Origin of the sequence: Streptomyces sp. ISL-96 (genome assembly GCF_018614035.1) — a bacterium.
GTDB lineage: Bacteria > Actinomycetota > Actinomycetes > Streptomycetales > Streptomycetaceae > Streptomyces.
In genome coordinates, this window is sequence record NZ_JAGGPA010000027.1 from 69855 (window position 1) to 88866 (window position 19012).

25 protein-coding genes and 1 pseudogene are annotated in these 19012 nt (G+C 69.5%); 15 read left to right on the top strand and 11 right to left on the bottom strand.

Annotated features, from left to right (window positions below; translation table 11 throughout):
• Positions 1–42: 42 nt before the first annotated feature.
• Genes J7E96_RS19665 through J7E96_RS19680 form a run of 4 tightly spaced genes read left to right on the top strand, consistent with a single transcriptional unit; the run spans position 43 to position 3054 of the window.
• Positions 43–351, top strand: a complete 309-nt coding sequence (locus J7E96_RS19665) for a helix-turn-helix transcriptional regulator (RefSeq protein WP_215132957.1) — start codon at positions 43–45, stop codon at positions 349–351.
• Positions 348–1439, top strand: a complete 1092-nt coding sequence (gene arsB / locus J7E96_RS19670; protein ID WP_215132958.1) for an ACR3 family arsenite efflux transporter — start codon at positions 348–350, stop codon at positions 1437–1439. The genes J7E96_RS19665 and arsB overlap by 4 nt, the downstream gene beginning before the upstream one ends.
• Complete coding sequence (locus J7E96_RS19675) at positions 1436–2488, top strand: ArsO family NAD(P)H-dependent flavin-containing monooxygenase (protein WP_215132959.1); 1053 nt, start codon at positions 1436–1438, stop codon at positions 2486–2488. Before arsB ends, J7E96_RS19675 begins: the two co-directional genes overlap by 4 nt.
• Positions 2489–2514: 26 nt before the next feature.
• A complete protein-coding gene (locus J7E96_RS19680; RefSeq protein ID WP_215132960.1) occupies positions 2515–3054 on the top strand; it encodes a DinB family protein in 540 nt (179 codons plus the stop codon).
• A 29-nt stretch (positions 3055–3083) separates the two neighbouring features.
• Here J7E96_RS19680 and J7E96_RS19685 read toward each other — a convergent pair whose 3' ends face one another.
• The 3 genes from J7E96_RS19685 to J7E96_RS19695 all read right to left on the bottom strand — a co-directional run bounded on the left by J7E96_RS19685 (position 3084) and on the right by J7E96_RS19695 (position 5014).
• Positions 3084–3557 carry a GNAT family N-acetyltransferase gene (locus tag J7E96_RS19685; protein ID WP_251070144.1) on the bottom strand — a complete coding sequence of 158 codons (474 nt, stop codon included), beginning with the start codon at positions 3555–3557 and terminating at the stop codon, positions 3084–3086.
• Positions 3558–3568: 11 nt separating this feature from the next.
• Positions 3569–3892 carry a helix-turn-helix transcriptional regulator gene (locus J7E96_RS19690; protein WP_251070145.1) on the bottom strand — a complete coding sequence of 108 codons (324 nt, stop codon included), beginning with the start codon at positions 3890–3892 and terminating at the stop codon, positions 3569–3571.
• A gap of 72 nt (positions 3893–3964) precedes the next feature.
• On the bottom strand, positions 3965–5014 hold the full coding sequence (locus tag J7E96_RS19695; RefSeq protein ID WP_215132962.1) for an NAD(P)/FAD-dependent oxidoreductase: 1050 nt from the start codon (positions 5012–5014) through the stop codon (positions 3965–3967).
• Positions 5015–5077: 63 nt separating this feature from the next.
• On the opposite strand from J7E96_RS19695, the gene J7E96_RS19700 reads away from it, so the two are divergent.
• Entirely contained in the window at positions 5078–5395 is a 318-nt protein-coding gene (locus J7E96_RS19700; protein ID WP_308296042.1) for a metalloregulator ArsR/SmtB family transcription factor, read from the top strand.
• A 14-nt stretch (positions 5396–5409) separates the two neighbouring features.
• On the opposite strand, the gene J7E96_RS19705 is transcribed toward J7E96_RS19700, so the two are convergent.
• Entirely contained in the window at positions 5410–5775 is a 366-nt protein-coding gene (locus J7E96_RS19705) for a helix-turn-helix transcriptional regulator (RefSeq protein ID WP_215132964.1), read from the bottom strand.
• Positions 5776–5850: 75 nt separating this feature from the next.
• On the opposite strand from J7E96_RS19705, the gene J7E96_RS19710 reads away from it, so the two are divergent.
• From J7E96_RS19710 to J7E96_RS19720, 3 genes are read left to right on the top strand one after another with little or no spacing between them, the layout of a single operon-like run.
• Positions 5851–6024, top strand: coding sequence for a hypothetical protein (locus J7E96_RS19710; RefSeq protein WP_215132965.1), 174 nt, complete (start codon positions 5851–5853; stop codon positions 6022–6024).
• A 53-nt stretch (positions 6025–6077) separates the two neighbouring features.
• A complete protein-coding gene (locus tag J7E96_RS19715; protein WP_215132966.1) occupies positions 6078–7505 on the top strand; it encodes an NAD(P)-binding domain-containing protein in 1428 nt (475 codons plus the stop codon).
• Positions 7502–8737, top strand: coding sequence for an MFS transporter (locus J7E96_RS19720; protein WP_215132967.1), 1236 nt, complete (start codon positions 7502–7504; stop codon positions 8735–8737). Before J7E96_RS19715 ends, J7E96_RS19720 begins: the two co-directional genes overlap by 4 nt.
• A gap of 231 nt (positions 8738–8968) precedes the next feature.
• Here J7E96_RS19720 and J7E96_RS19725 read toward each other — a convergent pair whose 3' ends face one another.
• Genes J7E96_RS19725 through J7E96_RS19735 form a run of 3 tightly spaced genes read right to left on the bottom strand, consistent with a single transcriptional unit; the run spans position 8969 to position 9599 of the window.
• Positions 8969–9214, bottom strand: coding sequence for a hypothetical protein (locus tag J7E96_RS19725; protein WP_215132968.1), 246 nt, complete (start codon positions 9212–9214; stop codon positions 8969–8971).
• Positions 9211–9429, bottom strand: a complete 219-nt coding sequence (locus J7E96_RS19730; RefSeq protein WP_215132969.1) for a hypothetical protein — start codon at positions 9427–9429, stop codon at positions 9211–9213. The genes J7E96_RS19725 and J7E96_RS19730 overlap by 4 nt, the downstream gene beginning before the upstream one ends.
• Before the next feature lie 29 nt (positions 9430–9458).
• Positions 9459–9599 (bottom strand): hypothetical protein, encoded by a 141-nt coding sequence (locus J7E96_RS19735; protein ID WP_215132970.1) that lies wholly within the window; start codon positions 9597–9599, stop codon positions 9459–9461.
• Positions 9600–9909: 310 nt separating this feature from the next.
• On the opposite strand from J7E96_RS19735, the gene J7E96_RS19740 reads away from it, so the two are divergent.
• The 6 genes and pseudogenes from J7E96_RS19740 to nrtS form a co-directional block, all read left to right on the top strand.
• Entirely contained in the window at positions 9910–10515 is a 606-nt protein-coding gene (locus J7E96_RS19740; RefSeq protein WP_215132971.1) for a hypothetical protein, read from the top strand.
• Between the two features lie 102 nt (positions 10516–10617).
• Positions 10618–11052 carry a hypothetical protein gene (locus J7E96_RS19745; protein WP_215132972.1) on the top strand — a complete coding sequence of 145 codons (435 nt, stop codon included), beginning with the start codon at positions 10618–10620 and terminating at the stop codon, positions 11050–11052.
• A gap of 120 nt (positions 11053–11172) precedes the next feature.
• Positions 11173–12327, top strand: coding sequence for a sulfite exporter TauE/SafE family protein (locus tag J7E96_RS19750; RefSeq protein WP_215132973.1), 1155 nt, complete (start codon positions 11173–11175; stop codon positions 12325–12327).
• Complete coding sequence (locus J7E96_RS38230; RefSeq protein ID WP_308296044.1) at positions 12324–12581, top strand: cation transporter; 258 nt, start codon at positions 12324–12326, stop codon at positions 12579–12581. The genes J7E96_RS19750 and J7E96_RS38230 overlap by 4 nt, the downstream gene beginning before the upstream one ends.
• Before the next feature lie 490 nt (positions 12582–13071).
• Positions 13072–13725 (top strand): DUF1326 domain-containing protein, encoded by a 654-nt coding sequence (locus J7E96_RS19760; protein WP_251070146.1) that lies wholly within the window; start codon positions 13072–13074, stop codon positions 13723–13725.
• A 30-nt stretch (positions 13726–13755) separates the two neighbouring features.
• Positions 13756–13959: pseudogene (gene nrtS / locus J7E96_RS38860) on the top strand (nitrate/nitrite transporter NrtS); the annotation flags it as partial.
• Between the two features lie 55 nt (positions 13960–14014).
• On the opposite strand, the gene J7E96_RS19765 reads toward nrtS, so the two are convergent.
• The 3 genes from J7E96_RS19765 to J7E96_RS19775 form a co-directional block, all read right to left on the bottom strand.
• Positions 14015–14845, bottom strand: coding sequence for a DUF2182 domain-containing protein (locus J7E96_RS19765; protein WP_215132974.1), 831 nt, complete (start codon positions 14843–14845; stop codon positions 14015–14017).
• A 200-nt stretch (positions 14846–15045) separates the two neighbouring features.
• Positions 15046–17247, bottom strand: a complete 2202-nt coding sequence (locus tag J7E96_RS19770) for a cation-translocating P-type ATPase (protein WP_215132975.1) — start codon at positions 17245–17247, stop codon at positions 15046–15048.
• A gap of 48 nt (positions 17248–17295) precedes the next feature.
• Complete coding sequence (locus tag J7E96_RS19775; RefSeq protein WP_215132976.1) at positions 17296–18003, bottom strand: tRNA-dependent cyclodipeptide synthase; 708 nt, start codon at positions 18001–18003, stop codon at positions 17296–17298.
• 75 nt (positions 18004–18078) lie between these two features.
• On the opposite strand from J7E96_RS19775, the gene J7E96_RS19780 reads away from it, so the two are divergent.
• Positions 18079–18489: a heavy metal-responsive transcriptional regulator gene (locus J7E96_RS19780; protein WP_215132977.1), complete on the top strand. Its 411-nt coding sequence runs from the start codon at positions 18079–18081 to the stop codon at positions 18487–18489.
• 211 nt (positions 18490–18700) lie between these two features.
• Here J7E96_RS19780 and J7E96_RS19785 read toward each other — a convergent pair whose 3' ends face one another.
• Positions 18701–19009, bottom strand: a complete 309-nt coding sequence (locus J7E96_RS19785; RefSeq protein ID WP_215132978.1) for a cupin domain-containing protein — start codon at positions 19007–19009, stop codon at positions 18701–18703.
• Positions 19010–19012 lie beyond the last annotated feature (3 nt).

The following is a 19012-nucleotide window of genomic DNA, read 5'->3' on the forward strand; positions in this document are numbered from 1 at the left end:
ACCCGGTGGTGTCAGCCACCACTGATGTGAGAGTATCAGTGCATGATGACGTCAGTCGACACTGAACTGATCCGAGTCCTGGCAGACCCCCTCAGGCTTCGGATCGTGACCCTGCTCGCCCGCGAGACGCTGTGCACCACGCACCTCGTGGAGGAGACCGGCGCTAAGCAGACCAACCTCTCCAACCACCTGAGAGTGCTGCGCGAAGCCGGGGTCGTGGAGACCGAGCCCTGCGGCCGCTTCACCTATTACAAGCTGCGACCGGACGTCATCGCCCAGCTCGCCGGTCAGTTCACCGATCTGGCCGCATCCGCCCGTACCGCTGCCGAAAACAAGAGGGCCTGTCCGTGACCCCCACGCAAGCACCAGCGACCGCCGAGGACTCTTCGGTCGTCCAGAAGCTGTCGACTCTCGACCGCTTCCTCGCCGTATGGATCCTGCTCGCCATGGCCCTGGGACTGGGCTTGGGGCGGCTGATCCCCGGTCTGAACGACGCCCTCGCCAAAGTCGAGATCGGTGGCATCTCGCTGCCCATCGCCGTGGGCCTTCTGATCATGATGTATCCGGTGCTGGCGAAGGTCCGCTACGACAAGCTCGACGCGGTCACCGGCGACAAGAAGCTCATGATCTCGTCGCTCGTCGTCAACTGGATCGCTGGTCCGGCGATCATGTTCGCGCTGGCCTGGATCTTCCTGCCCGACCTGCCCGAGTACCGGACCGGCCTGATCATCGTCGGCTTGGCCCGCTGCATTGCCATGGTCATCATCTGGAACGACCTGGCCTGCGGCGACCGTGAAGCCGCCGCCGTCCTCGTCGCCCTGAACTCGGTCTTCCAGGTCATCGCCTTTGGCCTGCTCGGCTGGCTCTACCTCGACCTGCTGCCTGGCTGGCTCGGTCTCGGTGAAGGCGAGCACCTCGACATCTCCATGTGGAAGATCGCGCTGAACGTCGTCATCTTCCTCGGCATCCCGCTCCTGGCCGGCTTCCTGACCCGCCGCTTCGGCGAGAAGAAGATGGGCACGGAGAAGTACGAGAACACCTTCCTGCCGAAGATCGGCCCCTGGGCGCTCTACGGCCTGCTGTTCACGATCGTCATCCTCTTCGCCCTCCAGGGGAAGACCATCACCTCGCAGCCGCTGGACGTGGCCCGCATCGCGCTTCCGCTGCTCGTGTACTTCGCGCTGATGTGGTTCGGCACCTTCCTGCTCGGCAAGGCGATCGGCCTGAACTACGACCGCACCGCGACCCTCGCCTTTACGGCGGCGGGCAACAACTTCGAGCTCGCCATCGCGGTCGCCATCGCCACCTTCGGCGTCACCTCCGGCCAGGCCCTCTCCGGGGTCGTCGGCCCCCTGATCGAGGTCCCGGTCCTGGTGGCCCTCGTCTACGTGTCGCTGGCCTGGCGAAGGAAGTTCACGGAGCAGCAGCTCACCTCATGACACATCTCACCGATGTGGTGGTGGTCGGCGGCGGCCAGGCCGGGCTCGCCGCCGGCTACCACCTGCGCCGCCTGGGCGTCGAGTTCGTCATCCTCGACGCTCAGGCAGCCGCGGGCGGAGCCTGGCAGCACACCTGGGACTCCCTGCGCCTGTTCTCGCCGGCCGCCTACTCCTCGCTGCCGGGGCGGATCATGCCCGCGCAGCAGGAGGAGACCTACCCGGACGCCGGGCACGTCGTCTCCTATCTCGCTGACTATGAGCAGCGGTACGAGCTGCCTGTCGTCCGGCATGTACGCGTGGCAGGCGTCCATCGTGACGGGGAACTCCTGCGGGTGGAGACCGACTCCGGCACCTGGCAAGCCCGGGCGGTCGTCAGTGCGACCGGCACCTGGGGCCGGCCCTTCATCCCCGTCGTGTCGGGCAACTTTGACGGTGAGCAGCTGCACACCGTCAACTACCGGTCGGCTGAGGATTTCGCCGAGCAGCGCGTCGTCGTGGTCGGCGGCGGCAACTCCGGCGCCCAGATCGCCGCCGACCTTGCCTACAAGACAGATCTGACCTGGGCCACCGCACGGCCGCCGCGCTACCTCCCCGACGACATCGACGGCCGCGCCCTGTTCGATGCCGCCACCGCCCGCCGCCGGGCGCTCGACGCGGGCCGCGCGGACACCGGCGGCGTCGCCGCGCTCGGCGACATCGTCGCGGTGCCCCCGGTACGTCAGGCGCGCGACGCCGGGCTTCTCGTGGCCGCGCCCATGTTCAGCCGCCTGACGCAGGACGGTGTCGAGTGGGCCGACGGCACGAAGGTCAGGGCCGACGTGATCATCTGGTGCACCGGTTTCCGCCCCGCCCTGTCCCACCTCGCGCCGCTCGGCCTGCGGGGCGCGCGGGGCCACATCCCCACCCAGGGCACCCGCGCCGCCGGTGAGCCGCGGCTGCACCTACTGGGCTACGGCGACTGGACCGGCCCCGCCTCCGCCACCCTCATCGGCGTCGGCCGCCCGGCCCGGGATGCCGCACGGGAGGTCGCTGAGCTGCTGCGCGCTTGACCTGCTGGGTTGAGGGTTGGCAGGTCATGGTGAACGCTGGAGGCATGGACCGGCAGGCTGTTCATGAGGACTATGAGCGTGCCCGGCGCACGTTCCACCAGCTGCTGGACGCCGCCTCCGAGGCGGATCTTGCCCGGCCCACCCGCGGCACCAAGTGGAACAACGAGCAGTTGCTGTGGCACATGCTGTTCGGCTACATGGTCGTCCGGCGTTTGCTGGTCCTGGGGCGTGTCTTCGCAAGGCTTCCCCGCAGAGTCAGTAAGGCGTTCGCCCGGTTGCTAAGCGCGTCGGCGCTGCCGTTCGACTGGGTCAACTACATGGGTCCGCGCGGGGCGGTGAAGATCTATGGGCCACGCCGCATGGGCGCCGCATTCGACCGCGTCATCGGCTCACTGCACCGCAGATTGGAAGCGGCGTCAGAAGTAGATCTCGCCCGGGGGATGCACTACCCCGTCCGGTGGGACCCGTTCTTCCAGGAGTTCATGACCCTCGCGGACGTCTACCGTTACCCAACTCAGCACCTCGACTTCCACTATGGCCAGCTGCCCCTGGACGGCGGCAGCTAACAGCAGCGGTGCGGGAAGTGCGTGCTTGCTCAGCTGATCTGTGAGCTGCGGCGTTCCAGCAGGACCACGTCGCGCCAGACGCCGTGATGTCGGCCGATGCGCTCGCGGGTGCCGATGACGCGGAAGCCGGCCCGCTGATGAACGGCGAGGCTGGCAGTGTTCTCGGGAAAGATCCCCGACTGGATTGTCCAGATGCCTGCAGACTCAGCGGAGTCGACCAGCGTGGCAAGGAGCCTGCCGGCGACGCCCCGGCTGCGTGCTCCGGGGTGGACATAGACGGAGTGCTCGATTACGCCCGTGTATGCGCACCGGTCGGACACCCTGGTGGCCGCCACCCAGCCGAGGACCTTGCCCGACGCGTCGAGGGCCACGAAGCGGTGCTCGACGAGCCGGGTGGCGTCGAACGTCACCCAGTCGGGGGCCGTAGTTTCGAAGGTCGCGTTTCCCTCGTCGATGCCGGCCTGGTAGATCGCCAGGACTTGTTCGGCATGGAACTCGGTCATGGGGGCGATGTTCACGGCTGACCGCCGAGGATCGCGGTCACGGCGGAGGGGAAGCACTCCAGGCATGCGGTGTTGAGCCCGTACCTGGTGGAGGTGCCCTGCCGTTCGGACAGGACGAAACGAACCTCGGCCAGGACCTTGAGGTGGTGGGAGACGGTCGACTGGCCAATGGGCAGCCGACCGGTGATCTCCCCCACGGCCATCGGGCGTCGTTCGCGGGCCAGCAGGCTCAGGAGCTGGACGCGCATGGGGTCGGCGAGGGCCTTGAACCAGCTGGCGTACAGAACGGCGTCGTCGTCCGTCAGTGGCTGCTGGTTTTGCAGAGTCGCTTTCATCGATTATCGACGATAATCGACGAAGTATAGGAAGGGAAGTCCATGCGCTGGCCGAACTGTTCGCCTGCCTCCTTATCGCCGGGGCTGGCGGCGCAACCCGTTGAGGACGTACGCGGCGTCTCTGCCGACGCCGCGCAGGGTTTTGGAGGAGAAGCTGCGCTGGAATTCCATGCCGACGTAACCGAGCCCAGGCACTGTGGTGGAGACGCCGTTTCGGTGCAGGGGCAGGCCCTCGCTGTCGAGGGCGTTGCTGTCGGCCAAGTAGTCGAGCCCGGTGCGGTATCCCGTCGCGAGTACCACGGCGTCGATCTTCTCCCGCTCGCCCTCGCTCCAGATGACGCTGTCGGCGTCGAGCCTGACGAACATCTCTCGTCGGTTCACCCCTCCGGATCTCAGAGCGGCGCGGTACGTGCCGTCGTCGAGGACGGACACAGGAACTTTCTCCAGCCAGCGTGCGAGCGGGGCGATGTCGAGCCGGGTGTGCTTGAGCCACCAGTGCAGATCGCGGCCCAGAACGTGCTGCGCCATCCAGGCCAGGGGGCGGCGGGTCGCGAGAGTGGTGTCGGCGACGGTGCCCAGTTCGGCGGCGATCTGGACCGCGGAATTGCCCCCGCCGACCACGATGACCCGCTGGCCGGCGAACGCCTGCGGGCTGCGGTAGTCGGCTGCATGCACCAGTCGGCCGGTGAACGTCTCCTGTCCCGACAGACAAGGCAGGTCCGGCGCCTCGTAGTTGCCCGTCGCGGAAACGACGGCGCGCGCCGACCACGACGCACCTTCCTGCGCTGTGACGCTCAGGGCCCCGCCCTCGCTGCGCACGGAGGCGACGCGTGTTTGGGTGCGGATGTCCGCGTCCAGTCGGGCGGCGTAGTCGCGCAGGTAGGTGACCACCTCGTCGCGGCCGGGGTAGCGGCCCGGGTCGCCGGGGAAGGGCTGGCCGGGCAGAGCGGAGTACCGGGCGGGGGAGAAGAGGGTGAGGCTGTCGTAGTAGCGCGGCCAGGCTCCGCCCGGCTCCGCGTCCGCCTCCAGGATCAGGGGCGTGAAGCCGTGCCTGGGCGCCAGGGCGGCCGCGGCGAGGCCGGCCTGGCCTGCGCCGATGACGATGAGGTCGGCATGTTCCATGGGATGCTGATCCTTCGTACGAGTCGTTGTTTCGGGAAATGTCGAAATGTTAGGGGTGGGGTGGTGGCGGACAACGCGGCGGGAGTCGATGGTGCGACTGCGGATTTCCTGAAGGCGCTGGCGAGCGAGACGCGTCAGCGGGTGATGCTGCAGTTCACCGGCGGTGTGGAGTTCACCGTGGGTGAGATCGCCGAGCGGTGCGGGCTGAAGCCCTCGACCGCATCGGAGCACTTGAGTCTTCTGCGCCGGGGCGGCCTGGTGCTCTCACGGCGTGAGGGCAAGCAGGTCTTCTACCGGGCCGACGGGGCCACGATGGCCCAGCGCCTGTCCGCCCTGCAGGAGTATCTCGCGCGCTGCTGCCCCCCGGGCTGCGGAAGCTGACCTCCGCCGACGGGTCATTTCGGCAGGTCGAGCATGGTCGACATCGCGGCTACGACCGACGGCTCGACCTTGTAATAGACCCAGGTGCCGCGGCGCTCGGAGGTGAGCAGACCGGCTTCGCGGAGCTTCTTCAGGTGGTGGGAGACGGTGGGCTGCGAGACGCCGACGTCGGCGATGTCGCACACGCACGCCTCCCCGGCAGCGTGCGAGGCGACCTTGGAGAACAGGCGCAGCCGCACCGGATCCGAGAGCGCCTTGAACATGCCAGCCATCTTCTCCGCGTCCGCCTGTGACAGCTCGGCAGAGGTGATCGGCGGGCAGCACGGGACAACCGGCTCGAGCGACAGGACCGGGAGTTCAACAACCTGAGACTTCGACATGCGTCTATGTTGACACTCGTCGATGCAAGTGGCAAGCTCCAACGCATCGACAGGCATCGAATCAAGGGGTTCGTCATGGTCACCACGATCCGCACAGCCATCTCCGCAGCCCGCGACCGGCGCACCGCCCGGCGGCTGGCCGACGTCCGCTTCTGCGACGGCTGCGCCGAGGTCTGCGACGGCGCCTGCCGCTCCGCCGCCCGTCGCCGGCGTGTACAGACCCCGACCCTCGCTTCCGGCCCCCGCTAACCAGCCCGGCCCCATCCCACCCGCCATCACCCCGCTTTGAGGAGACACCCGTCATGACTGAGCAGCAGCTTCCCGTAGTCGTCATCGGAGCAGGCCCGGCCGGCCTGGCCGCCGCCGCCCACCTCACCGAACGCGGCATCGAAGCCCTGGTCCTGGAGGGCGGGCCCGCCGCAGGCAGTGCGGTGCGCGAGTGGGGGCACGTGCGTCTGTTCTCCACCTGGGGTGAGCTCGTCGACCCGGCTGCGGAGAAGCTCCTGGCACCCACTGGATGGGCCAAGCCCGACGCTGCTACCTACCCCACCGGCGCCGACTGGGCCGAGAACTACCTCCAGCCGCTCGCGGACACCCTCGGTGAGCGCGTCCGCTACGACATCACCGTCACCGACGTCTCCCGCCGCGGACGCGACCGGATCGTCGACGCCGACCGCGAGCAGCAGCCCTTCACCGTCCGCGTCACGCTCGCCGACGGCACCGAACAGCGAATCCTCGCCCGTGCCGTCATCGACGCCTCCGGCACCTTCTCCACCCCCGGCCCCAGCGGCGCCGACGGGCTGCCCGCCCTCGGCGAGCATGCCGCCTCGGCCCGGATCTCCTACCGCATCCCCGACCTCAAGGACCCGGCCGTCCGCGCCCGTTACGCCGGCAAGCGCACCGCCGTCATCGGCTCCGGCGCCTCGGCCTTCACCACCCTGGCCACCCTCGCCGACCTCGCCAAGGACGAAAGCGGCACCCACGCGGTATGGATCCTGCGCCGTGGCATCTCCGGCTCCACCTTCGGCGGCGGAGAAGCCGACCAGCTCCCCGCCCGCGGCGCCCTGGGCCTGGCCGCGAAGGCCGCCGTCTACAACGGGTACGCCGATGCTGTCACCGGCTTCCGCACCGAAGCCATCGAGCGCACCGACGACGACCGCCTCATCCTGGTCGACGAAGACGGCCGCCGCCTCGACCCCATCGACGAAGTCATCGTCCTGACCGGTCTGCGCCCCGACCTGTCCTTCTTGTCCGAGCTCCGCCTCGCCCTGGACGAGCGCCTCCAAGCCCCTCTCGCCCTCGCCCCGCTGATCGACCCCAACCAGCACTCCTGCGGCACCGTCTACCCCCACGGCCACCGCGAACTGTCCCACCCCGAACAGGGCATCTACCTGGTCGGCATGAAGTCCTACGGCCGCTCCACGGCCTTCCTCGCCATGACCGGCTACGAGCAGGTCCGCTCGATCGCCGCAGCCCTCGCCGGTGACCTGGAGGCCGCCGACCGCGTCGAACTCACCCTCCCCGAAACCGGAGTGTGCGGCGGCGCCGGACTCTTCGACGACCCCGAAGCCGGACAGAGCGACGGTGGAGGCTGCTGCGCCCCGGCACCCGCCCCCGTACAGATCAGCGTCGGCACTTCAGCCACGGCTGCCCCAGTCATTCCGCTCGCTCCGACTGCGTCGGTCGCGGACATCGAAGAGCCGGCCCCGTCCGGCGGCTGCTGCTCGTGACCGAGCTGAATACTCGCGGGGCCTCGACCGGAACAGGGGACCGGTCGCGGCCCCGCGCCGTACTCCCAGCTTTGTGCGCCACCCAGATCACCAGCTGGGGCATCGTCTACTACGCATTCCCTGTGCTGAACCCACAGATCACCGCCGACACCGGCTGGCCGGTCGGGGCGACCACGGGCGCGTTCTCCCTGGCCCTGCTCGTCTCCGCGTTCGCCGGGATACGCGTCGGGAGGATCATCGACCACGGTGGTCCGCGCACCGTCATGACGGCCGGCTCCGTCCTCGGCGTGCTGAGCATCCTCACTGTCGCCGCCGCCCCGAACCTGACGGTGTTCTTCGCCGGTTGGCTGCTGGCGGGGTTCGCGATGGCAGCCACCTTCTACCAGCCCGCCTTCGCTGCCATCACCCGCTGGTGGGCCCCTGACCACGTCCGCGCCCTGACCATCGTCACCCTGGCCGGCGGACTGGCCTCCACCCTCTTCGCACCCCTGACCGCAGTTCTGGCCGATCACCTGTCCTGGCGCACGACCTACACCGTGCTCGCCCTCATCCTTGCCGCAGTGACCATCCCCGCCCACGCCATGGCGCTCAAAGCCCCATGGCCACCCGCGCCACCGCCCCTGCCCGTCCGCGCCGGCGAATCCGCGGCCGCGGCGGCCCACAGCCGACCGTTCTGGATGCTCGCCGCAGCCCTCACCCTCTCCGCGTTCACCGTCTCCGCCGTCGTCGTCGCCCTAGTCCCGCTCCTCCTCGATCGCGGTTACACAACCAGTGAGGCAGCCTGGGCACTCGGCCTGGGCGGCGCCGGACAAACCCTCGGACGCACCCTGTACGCGGCCCTCGCCCGCCGCACCGGGGCAACCGCCCGCACAGTCGCGCTGATCGCCCTCGCCGGACTCACCACGGCCGCCCTCGCGTCCGTCCCAGGCCCCTACGCCCTGCTGATTGCCCTGTCAGTCACAGCCGGGATGGTCCGCGGCAACCTCACCCTCCTACAAGCCACCGCCATCACCGACCGATGGGGCACCACCCACTACGGCCGTCTGTCCGGACTCCTCGCAGCACCGACAACCGCCGCCTCCGCCCTTGCCCCATTCGCAGGCGCTGCCCTGGCCGCACAGCTCGGGGGCTACCCCCCTCTGTTCGGGCTGCTGGCACTCATCTCCGGAATCGCCGCATTCCTCGCCTTTGGGACCCAGCTACGCCGTACTGAACCACTGCGGCTGCGGTAGCAACTAGCGCGCACATACCAAACCGTCCTCCGGCTACGCCCTGCACCGAGCCGGGCCAGGCAACTCGCCCAGGTGTGGTCCGTCACCGATGGGTAGCCTGTACGCAGATGTTCTGGCCTGCGACAACGGCCTCAGAGGCTCCGAGCGTGAGGACGAGGCCGGCAAACAGCAGTCCGGCCGCCCGGTGGAGGGGCGGCCGGGCCCCAGGGGTGGGGCTGGGGGCAGGGGAGGTCACGGTCTGATGGTCTCCGGTCGCCGTGAGGGCGCGGCAGCGGGGTCTGTTTCAGCGGCGGAATGGGCGCGCAGGAGGTCCAGTTCCTCGCGGGTGCGGCGAATCTCCTCGTCGATGCTCTGCCCAGTGTGCTCGTGAGGGGTCGGGCTGCAGGCGTCGTGTCGGCGCATCGGGCGAATACAGCACACATAGGTGAGGGCTGCGGCCAGCGCGGTCGCCGCCAGAGGAGGCCAGGTACCGGTCATGCCGAGGAGCCCTTGCGGAGGTCAGCCTTCGGGGTCTCGTCGCGCAGGGCCTCGACCTCCTTGCGCAGGCGGCCCAGCTCCTGCTCCTGCGCTGAGGTGCGGGCGGTGTGCGACTGGTCCGGGGCGAGGCGCTTACCGCGCATCATGAACCACATCATCAGTCCCATGCCGACAGGGCAGGCCAGCGCGGGGAGTATGTACAGCAGGTTGTCCATTGCGGGGTCCTTGAGTTGGTGCCGGTCGGTCAGTGGACCTTGGTCATGGGGTGCCCGGAGCAGCAGGTGGGGTTCTGGTCCCCGCCGCGTCCAAGAGCCGCGCCTTTGGTCACGGTGATCTCACAGCCGCACTCGGCACGCCGGTACACCTCGCCTGTCACCAGTGCCATGACGGAACCTCCCCCGTACTTCGGTCCTACGCTCACGACGCTAGAACCTTCCCCCAAGGGCAAGGTCAAGGAAGCCGCGCAGAGAGTTCACCGTCCGCCTTCGCCGTCTAGTCTTGGGAGGGGCTTTTCGTCCGAGATGTCAACTTCTGGGTCTATTGGCGTTCGCCCGGGAAGGCAGGGAGCGCATGTCCCGAACCCCCTCAGTAAGGGATCGGAGAGCCGCCGCGCCCGGGCCGCCGCACTGCGCGAGCAGGAGACCCGCGCCGAGCGTCGCCGTCGCCTGCTGACCATCCTGGGAGCACCGGTGGCGGTGCTCGCGATCATTGCCGGGATCACCATCGCGCTGGTCTCCACCTCCGGCGGCGGCCCGTCGGGCCCTCGCACAGCGCCCGAGGCGGGCATCCCAACCACGCCCATCACTACCGCGTCGGGCCGTACAACCGACCCGGCCTGGAGCGCCCCCGGCGATCCCGCCGCGCGCGTCGAGGCGGCCGGGCTGCCGATGCTGGGTGAGGAGGGCAACGTGGAGCACATCCACGCCCACCTGGACGTGATCGTGGACGGCAAGCCGGTCCCCGTCCCCGCGAACATCGGCATCGACCAGCAAGCGCAGCAGATCAGCCCGCTGCACACGCACGAGGCGAACGGCGTGATCCACGTCGAGTCGCCGGTCAAGGCCACTTTCTCCCTCGGCCAGTTCATGACCGAGTGGGACGTCGCCCTCACCCAGGATGCGATCGGCGGGCTCAAAGCCGATGGTGGCAACAACTTCCGCACGTACGTCAACGGCAAGCCGTACACCGGCAACCCGGCCGCGATCGAGTTCACGGCGCACGACGAGATCGCGATCGTCTACGGGCCGACGGGCCAGAAGGTCGACGTGCCCGGCAGCTACGACTGGCCGCAGGGCGAATAGCCCAGCCGCGTGGCCACGCTCACAGGCTCCCGAACCGCGATGACGAGCAGACCGGCGGCATCGGCAGCGCATGGCCGACGGGCGTGCCTTAGCATGGCGCGCATGTTGCGACCCATGCTGAGGCCGCTCCGGACGTGGTCCGGGGCGCTGTTGGTGTGTGCGCTCATGTTCTGCCTGGCCGGGCTGGCCCGTCCGGCCATGTCGATGCCCTCCTCGATGCCAGCGATGGAGATGGCCGCTTCGCCCGCGACCGGCGGCCACGCCCCTGGGGTGGTGCAGGCCGAGGCGGCCGGGCAGGCGGCAGCGATACCGATGGCGGCCGGTTCGGTCGAGCACGACACGCGCTGCCCGATGGTCGAGAAGCAGTGCGCGGCGCCCAAGGCCACCCTCGTCCACCACGTTCAGCCGGGCACGGCCCAGACCGATGTGCCGACAGTGCCGGCCTGCTCCCACACGGCCGTCATGGCCCATCCCAACGCGCCGCCCCCGGCGCCGTCGCCTCCTGATCTCCACCGGTTGTGCGTGTCGCGGACGTGATGGTTCGTCGCCCGTGAGGCAGTCGCCTCGCGGGACGCCGACATTCCTCACGTCCGCCGCGGCACGCCCGTAACCCATATCTGTGCGCGTGCCGTCGTATCCGAACAGGAGTCACGACGCATGCCGTCGTCCATCACCTTGCTCATCACCGGTGTCAGCACCGGTCTGCTCGCCGGTGGCGCTTCGTGCGCCGCCGTCCAAGGCGGTCTGCTCGCCGGAGCGGTCACCCGCCGCGATCCCGCCCAGGCCCGCGTTCCCGCCCGTGCGTCTTCCTCGTCCGCCAAGCCGTCCGCCAAGAAGCGGCCCGGAGCCGCGAGCCCGGCCCGGCGCGCGGCATCGGCCGCGTCCCCGGAGCCGACGGCCTTGCATCTGGCCCCGGTCGGCGCGTTCCTCGCCGGGAAGCTGCTCTCCCATACGATCCTCGGCGCCCTGCTGGGAATCTTCGGCGCCGCGCTGCAGCCCAGTCCCCGCACACAGGCGGCGCTGCTGATCATTGCCGGGGCGCTGATGGTGCTCTTCGCCCTCGACCTCTTCGGGGTCAAGGCGGTGGGCCGGCTCGTCCCCCGGCCCCCGGCCTCCTTCGGACGGCTGGTGCGGCGCAGCACCAAGACCGCTTCGATGGCCACTCCCGCGCTGGTCGGCTTCGCCACCGTGCTGGTGCCGTGCGGGGTGACGCTGTCGATGGAGCTGGTCGCCATCACCTCGGGGTCCCCGCTGGCCGGGGCGGCGGTGATGGCCGGGTTCGTGCTGGGCACCGCCCCGCTGTTCGCTGTCCTCGGCTACCTCTTCCGCCGCTCCAGCCGGGCGCTGTCCGGCCGCCTGGGCATCGCCACCGGCATTGTGGTGCTGGCCGTCGCGGCCTGGACCATTGGCTCCGGACTGCAAGCCGGCGGCTGGGCATCCTTCAACACCGGTTCCACGACTGCGGCGGCCGCCGCTCCCGCCCCGCCGGAAGGCGGTGCGGGGGCGTCGGACGGGCCGGTGCGCATCGACGCCTCCGGCAAGCAGGTGATCACCCTGACCGTGACGGACTTCTACGTTCCCACCCAGTTCACCGCCAGCGCCGGCGTGCCGACCACGCTGGTGCTGCACGGCAAGGACTCCGGCGGCTGCGCCCGCGCCTTCACCATCCCCGAACTCGGTGTCCAGGAGATCGTCCAGCGCAACGGTGACACCGAAGTCGATCTGGGCACCCGTAAGCCCGGCACGCTCCGCTTCTCCTGCGCCATGGGCATGCAGACCGGCCAGATCACCTTCCGGGGAGACACCAAGTGAAGCTCTTCAACCGCAAGAAGGAGGCCGAGACCGGCCCACAGGTGGTGCTTCTCGTCGAAGGCATGCACTGCTCCAGCTGCGGCCTGCTCATCGACGATGAGCTGGAGGACCTCCCCGAAGTCCGCTCGGCCGGCACCGACGTGAAGGCCGGACGTACCACCGTGCGCTTGGAGGAGGGCGCGGTCGTCGAGACCGCCACACTCATCGCGGCAGTGGAGCAGGCCGGCGACTACAAGGCCCGGCCGGTCGACTGACGCGACAACGCCCAACAACACGGGCGCGGGCCAAAGCTCCGCCACACGGCCCGGCCGGGAGGGTGTCCTCCCGGCCGGGCCATCGGCATTGCTACCGCGAGGTGCGGGTAGGGCAGGCCACGGTAGGGGCGGGGGCCGACCCGTGCGTCGCGCGAGGCGACTGGCTGGTGTTCCGACGCGCAAAGCATCCTGGTTCTGCGGGCCCACGCCGCCAGCCGTACGCGCTGCGACGTGCGGGGGAGGCTGCTTGCACCTTCGAGAGCGCGTAGCGTTAAAGGTGAAGAAGCTCCCGGTGGCCTGAGGCATCCGGTGGAGCGGAGGCGGTGATGGATGCTCCCACCGCGCCGGTGTTCATGCCTGCGTGGAATTATTGCGGGCAGCTCGATACGTACGTCGTACCGAGACGTCCGGGGTCTTCCGTATGCTCACCGCCGACCGAACGCTCCCCACCGCTCACTCGCGATGTCGGCATCGTCCGTGACATCGGGCGATGGAGATCGAGCGGGGAGCAGGAGGAGTCATGACGTGGAGTATTTCGGGCAATTACCTTGCCGGTTGTTCGTGTGTGATGGTCTGTGGGTGCGCCGTCGACGCGAAGCCCCGTGATGCGCAGGGGCGTGAGCAGTGTCTGGGCATGGTCGCGTTCCATGTGGCCGAAGGACGCCTGGATGAGCTGGACCTGTCCGGGGTCGACTTCGCCCTCTACAACCACTTTCCCTCGAACCTGACGTCAGGTGACTGGAAGGTGGGCATTGTCGTCGATGAGGGCGCCAGCGATCAGCAGGCCGCTGCGATCGAGCGCATCCTGTCCGGTCGCGAAGGCGGGGCATTCGGCGAACTCTCGCAGTTCTTCGGCGAGTACCGGGGCATGGAGCGGGCGAGCGTCTCCCTGAGTGACGGGGAGAAGCCCAGCCTCAGCGTCGGTGGGAAGACCGAGCTCGCCTTCGAGCCTCTGACCGGGCCCGACGGAAAACCGACGACGGTCAAGAACGCATTGTTCGGGTTCGCGCCGGAGTATGTGGTGGGTCGCGCCAGCGGGCGTTCCGACGCCTTTGGTCTGTCCTTCGAGGCGGCGTACGGCGAGAGGGCGGACTACGCCTTCTCGAGCGAGGCGCCTGAGGGCGCACCCGCCGGGCGGGTCTAAGCGAAGGACACCGAGTGGGAGGAGGACCGTATGTCTCCTCCCGCGCCTGCTCCGCCGGGGCTTCTGGCGACTGTGTTCTCGCGCGCGTCGCTGTCCCGATGCGTGCCGATCGCGCTTGCCGTCGGCACGCTGTTGTCTCTGGTGAACCAGGGTTCCGTCATCGCGTCCGGCGATGCCACCACGGCCACGGTGGTGCGGGTCCTGGTCAACTATGTGGTGCCGTTCTGCGTCTCGAGCGCGGGATTCTTCAGCTGCCGGCGTGCGACATGGCGGGCGGGGAAGCAGGCGCTCAGTACGGCAGGCTCATCATCGGGTCAATCGACGGCCCGGACATCTGAAGGCCGGGCAGCATCCAGTCCTGGAACGGGGCCAAGGCGGCCAGTACGAGGAAGGCGAGGCCGACCGCCCAGGTGAGCCAGGGGCCTTGCCGCCACAGCTTCTCCAGGAAGATCACCGCGGCCAGCCCGGCCATGGCCGCCACGTTCATCACCCCGAGCGGGATGAGGACGATCATCAGTCCCCAGCAGCAGCCGAGGCAGTAGAGCCCATGGTGCATGCCCACGCGCAGGTCGCGGGCCCCCGGCCGGAAGCGCGAGTACCGGAGCAGGTGGGAGAGCGGGTTGCGGCAGTGGCGCAGACACACGCGCTTCAGCGGCCCGAACTGGTGCACCCCGGCGAGGAAGAACGCGGCAGCGCCGAGCCAGCGACCTGCGTCGGGGTTGTCGTCCACCAGCCGCCCGGTCGCGGCCAGGCCTGCGTACGCGAGCAGTCCGAACGCGGTCCAGACGAGCAGGTAGCCGCCTGCGAACTGGGTCATCCGGGCGGCGCGGACCGCCCCCGCCGACTGCCGACTGATCGCACGCGCCCAGGTGATCGCGATGGGGGCCATCGAGGGCAGCATCATCGCCACCATCATGACCACCCAGAGCAGCAGAAAGAGCGGGAGTGCCAGGCCCATGGTGCCGGGTTGCGTTCCCATGTCGCGTGACTGGCCGACCGTGAGTATCCATGCCAGCGCGGCGATCAGCACCATCAGGATCCAGGCGACCGCCAGATCACGCCTCGGCAGGAGGACTCCGGGCCGGGTGGGCGCCGGCGCAGCCAGTCTGAGGTGCGGCATGGCACTTCCTCCAAGAACGTGCGCTGCCACGGCCTGCCCGGTGGCCCCGTTGATGCCTGCGGCATGCCACGGCGAGCGACGGACATGTGGATGACATCTCCAGCAGATCACAGAACCGGAGGACTCAAAAGCGGGGGATCCGCAGGGGCAGCGGCCGACCGGGAGAGGCCCGGTCGGCCAACTCGCGCTGTGCCCTGGGGTCAGCGGTGCATGGGCTGGAAGCGGCGCAGCCGCAGGCTGTTGGAGACGACGAACACCGACGAGAACGCCATCGCCCCTCCGGCGATCATCGGGTTCAGCAGTCCGAGCGCGGCCAGCGGCAGCGCGGCCACGTTGTAGGCGAAGGCCCAGAACAGGTTGGCCTTGATCGTACGCAGGGTACGGCGGGCCAGCCGGATCGCGTCCGCCGCCGCCCGCAAGTCACCCCGTACCAGGGTCAGATCGGATGCGGCGATCGCCGCATCGGTGCCGGTGCCCATCGCCAGGCCGAGGTCGCCCTGGGCGAGGGCGGCAGCGTCGTTGACGCCGTCGCCGACCATCGCCACCACGCGGCCCTCCTGCTGCAGCCGCTGAATCTCGGCGACCTTGTCCTCGGGGTGGACTTCGGCGATCACCTGGTCGATTCCGACCTCGGCCGCCACCGCGCGGGCCGCGGCCGTGTTGTCGCCGGTCAGCAGGACCGGGGTCAGCCCGAGCCGCTTGAGGTCGGCCACCGCCTCGGCGCTGGTCGGCTTGACGGTGTCGGCGACCACCAGCGCGCCCCGCACCTGCGAGTCCCACGCGGCGAAGACGACCGTGCGGCCTTCGGCTTCGGCCTCCTTCTGTGCGCGGCCGAGCTCGTCGGGCAGTACATGGCCCTGATCCTCCAGCCACGCGGCCCGCCCCGCACGGACCGTACGTCCCTCGACCTGCCCCCTCACGCCCCGGCCCTGGGTGTTGGCGAAGCTGGTCACGGCGGGGAGCGAACCGAGGCGCTCCCGGGCAGCGTTCGCGATGGCAGCGGCGATCGGGTGCTCGCTGGCGTCCTCCAGCCCGCCGGCCAGCCGTAGCACCTCCTGCTCGTCCTCGCCCTCGGCCGGTACGACGTCGACCAGGCGCATCTTGCCCTCGGTGACGGTGCCGGTCTTGTCCAGCACGACGGTGTCGATCCGCCGCGTCGATTCCAGTACCTCGGGCCCGCGGATCAGCAGCCCGAGCTGCGCACCGCGCCCGGTGCCGACCATCAGCGCGGTGGGCGTGGCCAGCCCGAGCGCGCACGGGCAGGCGATGATCACCACGGCAATGGCCGTGGTCAGCGCGGTCGACGCCGCAGCTCCGGTCAGCATCCACACGCCGAACGTGCCGATCGCCAGGGCGATGACGACCGGTACGAACACCGCCGAGATCCGGTCCGCCAGGCGCTGCACCGCGGCCTTGCCGGTCTGCGCGCGCTCCACCAGCGCGGCGATCTGTGCCAGCTTGGTGTCGGCCCCGACCCGTGTCGCGCGCACGATCAGTCGGCCGTGGCTGTTGACGGTCGCGCCGGTGACCTGCGAGCCGGGCTCGACCTCCACCGGGACGCTCTCCCCGGTCAGCAGCGACTCGTCCACCGCCGAGGCCCCCTCGGTGACCTGCCCGTCCGTGGCGATCTTTTCCCCGGGCCGTACGACGAAGAGGTCGCCGACCGCCAACTCTTCGACGGGGATACTCACTTCGGACCCGTCGCGCAGCACCGCGACATCCTTGGCGCCCAGGTCCATCAGCGCCCGGATCGCCTCCCCGGCCCGCCGCTTGGCCCGCGCCTCGAAGAACCGCCCGGCCAGCAGGAACGCCGTCAGCACGACGGCGACCTCCAGATACAGGTGCTCCCCGCCCACGGCCAGGGTGCCCGCACTCCACAGATAAGCGGCCAGCACACCCAGCGACACCAGCGTGTCCATGGTCGCCGAACCGTGCCGCAGATTCACCGCCGCCGCCCGGTGGAACGGCCACGCGCCCCACGCCACCACCGGAGTCGCCAGCACCAACGCGACCCACTCCCAGCCCGCGAAGTGCAGCGCGGAGATCATGGATATGACCACCACCGGCAGCCCGAGCAACGCCGAGCCGACCAGGCGGCGCCGCAGCCCGGCCACATGCGCCTGTTCGGCGTCGACGGCCTCGCCTTCCTCGGTCTCCGGTGCGCCGGTCCCGGCCACCTCGGCGCCGTAGCCGATGGCCTCGACGGCGGCCACCAGCTCCGCCACCTCGACCGCCTGGTCCTCGCGGGTGACGTGCGCGGTCGCGGTCGCGAGGTTCACCGTGGCGCTCACCCCGGGCAGCTTGCCCAGCTTCCGCTCGACCCGCGCCACGCACGAGGCACAGGTCATCCCGGTGATCGACAGTTCTATGGGGCCGGTGCCGGTTTGTGTGGTGGTGGCCATGGCAGGGATTCCTCTCTTATTTGAGTGTCGTACGGGAAGGGGAACCGGTCACGGTCCGGCCGGAGTCACCACGGCGAAGCCCTGCCCGGCGGCCGGCCGCCAGCCCAGCCCACCGGCGTAGAGGCGGCGCAGCACATCGGGCGGCTGGTGGTAGCAGAAGACCGACGCCTCAGCGCCGACGATGGACGGGGTGTCGAGAAACAGCGGCAGCTCGGCCAGGAAATACCGCACCGCCCGCTCGACCTGCTCCGCGTCCGGCCGCTGCCCAGCAGGCAGCTTCCCCGCCAGCACCCAGCCGGCCGCCTCCTGGCACGCATCCCGGAAGCCCGAGTCTTCGGCATACCGCCTCAGCCCCTGCTCGTGGAGCCGGCCGAAGCCCGCGTTGCGCTCCAGCTCGGGCCAACCCAGCACGCGCTCGTCCGGATCGGCCACACCGAGTGAACCCAGCGCCGCGGCGATCTTGTTGCGGGTGTACTGGCCCTGTCTGCGCGCCTTCCACGCGGCCTTCTCGGGCGCGTACCCCAGCGCCTCGAAGGTGAATGCGCTCGGCGCGTCCGGCACGAAGAAGTCCACCCGTTCGAACCGCCCCAGCCCCCAAGCCGCCAGCTCCCGGATCCGGGCTGTGGAGAAGTAGCTGTTGAACGGGCTGATCCCGAAGCAGGCGTGCTCGGCCCGCTCGATGGCCTCGGTGCACCGGCCGCTCAGCGGTGTCACGGCCATCGGCGCCGCACAGCCCTCGCCTTGATCTGTGCCCATGACCGGACGCTAAAACCTTGCCCTTAGGGCAAGGTCAAGCGCAGACTGGCGACATCCCCACGAACGGAGTCACCCATGCTCACCGTCGGCCGCATCGCCGCCCAGACTGGCCTGAGCCCCAAGGCCGTACGCCTCTACGAGGCCAACGGCCTCATCGACCCGCCCGAGCGCACCGCCGCCGGCTACCGCACCTACACCGATAAAGCGGTCCCCGTCCTCGGCTTCATCCGCCAGGCCCAGGCCCTCGGCCTCAGCCTCAAAGAGATCAAGGACATCCTCGACCTCCAGCGCCGCGGCGAGCAGCCCTGCGCCCTCGTCACCGATCTCCTGGACCAGCACCTCGCCGACATCGACCGCCGCATCGCCGACCTCGAAGCCCTCCGTACGACGCTCCGGCACGCCCGAGCCCAGGCCGACCGGGCAACCGAGCGCGGGGAAAGCGCCATTGTCTGCCACATCATCGAAAGCACCACCGCGGGGGCTTGACCGGCGGCGCGAGGGCCGCGGCGGGGCGACTGCGGCCACCGGCTAGGCTCGCGGCATGGTCACGGCCTGGTCGTCCTCCGGCAAGCCCCCGGACCCGCTGGAGTGCCGGAAGAACACGCCGAGTCCGGCTGACCTCTGCCGGGACCGCCACACGGCCCGCCGCCCTCATGGGCGGCGGGCCGTTCCGTATGAAGCCACGCTTGACACAAACTCACTTCAGCTCGAAGACGAGCCCGACAACGTCGGTCGCACCGGTGTTCTTTGCAGCATGTTCTTGCGACTCCTGCCAGATGGTGTCGCCGGTGCGTAGCTCGACTTCTTGGGATTCACCCGAGGGCGAACTGAATGTCACTTTCCCCTCGCTCAAGCAGTAGATGAGGCAATCCGGATGCCCGTGCAGGGCCGATTCGTCGCCCGGCTTCTGGCGCACCTCAAGCAGCCGCACTCGGTCGTTCTCGAACAAAACCTTGTACAAGTTCGGTGCTACCTGTACCGGATCTTGCGCCAACGTTGCCTCCATGGT

Coding starts and splice junctions, on each gene's coding strand:
- J7E96_RS19665 (WP_215132957.1), top strand. CDS start 43: ATGATGACGTCAGTCGACACTGAACTGATCCGAGTCCTGGCAGACCCC.
- J7E96_RS19675 (WP_215132959.1), top strand. CDS start 1,436: ATGACACATCTCACCGATGTGGTGGTGGTCGGCGGCGGCCAGGCCGGG.
- J7E96_RS19680 (WP_215132960.1), top strand. CDS start 2,515: ATGGTGAACGCTGGAGGCATGGACCGGCAGGCTGTTCATGAGGACTAT.
- J7E96_RS19685 (WP_251070144.1), bottom strand. CDS start 3,557: ATGACCGAGTTCCATGCCGAACAAGTCCTGGCGATCTACCAGGCCGGC.
- J7E96_RS19690 (WP_251070145.1), bottom strand. CDS start 3,892: ATGAAAGCGACTCTGCAAAACCAGCAGCCACTGACGGACGACGACGCC.
- J7E96_RS19695 (WP_215132962.1), bottom strand. CDS start 5,014: ATGGAACATGCCGACCTCATCGTCATCGGCGCAGGCCAGGCCGGCCTC.
- J7E96_RS19705 (WP_215132964.1), bottom strand. CDS start 5,775: ATGTCGAAGTCTCAGGTTGTTGAACTCCCGGTCCTGTCGCTCGAGCCG.
- J7E96_RS19710 (WP_215132965.1), top strand. CDS start 5,851: ATGGTCACCACGATCCGCACAGCCATCTCCGCAGCCCGCGACCGGCGC.
- J7E96_RS19715 (WP_215132966.1), top strand. CDS start 6,078: ATGACTGAGCAGCAGCTTCCCGTAGTCGTCATCGGAGCAGGCCCGGCC.
- J7E96_RS19725 (WP_215132968.1), bottom strand. CDS start 9,214: ATGACCGGTACCTGGCCTCCTCTGGCGGCGACCGCGCTGGCCGCAGCC.
- J7E96_RS19730 (WP_215132969.1), bottom strand. CDS start 9,429: ATGGACAACCTGCTGTACATACTCCCCGCGCTGGCCTGCCCTGTCGGC.
- J7E96_RS19735 (WP_215132970.1), bottom strand. CDS start 9,599: ATGGCACTGGTGACAGGCGAGGTGTACCGGCGTGCCGAGTGCGGCTGT.
- J7E96_RS19745 (WP_215132972.1), top strand. CDS start 10,618: ATGTTGCGACCCATGCTGAGGCCGCTCCGGACGTGGTCCGGGGCGCTG.
- J7E96_RS19750 (WP_215132973.1), top strand. CDS start 11,173: ATGCCGTCGTCCATCACCTTGCTCATCACCGGTGTCAGCACCGGTCTG.
- J7E96_RS19760 (WP_251070146.1), top strand. CDS start 13,072: ATGGAGATCGAGCGGGGAGCAGGAGGAGTCATGACGTGGAGTATTTCG.
- J7E96_RS19765 (WP_215132974.1), bottom strand. CDS start 14,845: ATGCCGCACCTCAGACTGGCTGCGCCGGCGCCCACCCGGCCCGGAGTC.
- J7E96_RS19770 (WP_215132975.1), bottom strand. CDS start 17,247: ATGGCCACCACCACACAAACCGGCACCGGCCCCATAGAACTGTCGATC.
- J7E96_RS19775 (WP_215132976.1), bottom strand. CDS start 18,003: ATGGGCACAGATCAAGGCGAGGGCTGTGCGGCGCCGATGGCCGTGACA.
- J7E96_RS19780 (WP_215132977.1), top strand. CDS start 18,079: ATGCTCACCGTCGGCCGCATCGCCGCCCAGACTGGCCTGAGCCCCAAG.
- J7E96_RS19785 (WP_215132978.1), bottom strand. CDS start 19,009: ATGGAGGCAACGTTGGCGCAAGATCCGGTACAGGTAGCACCGAACTTG.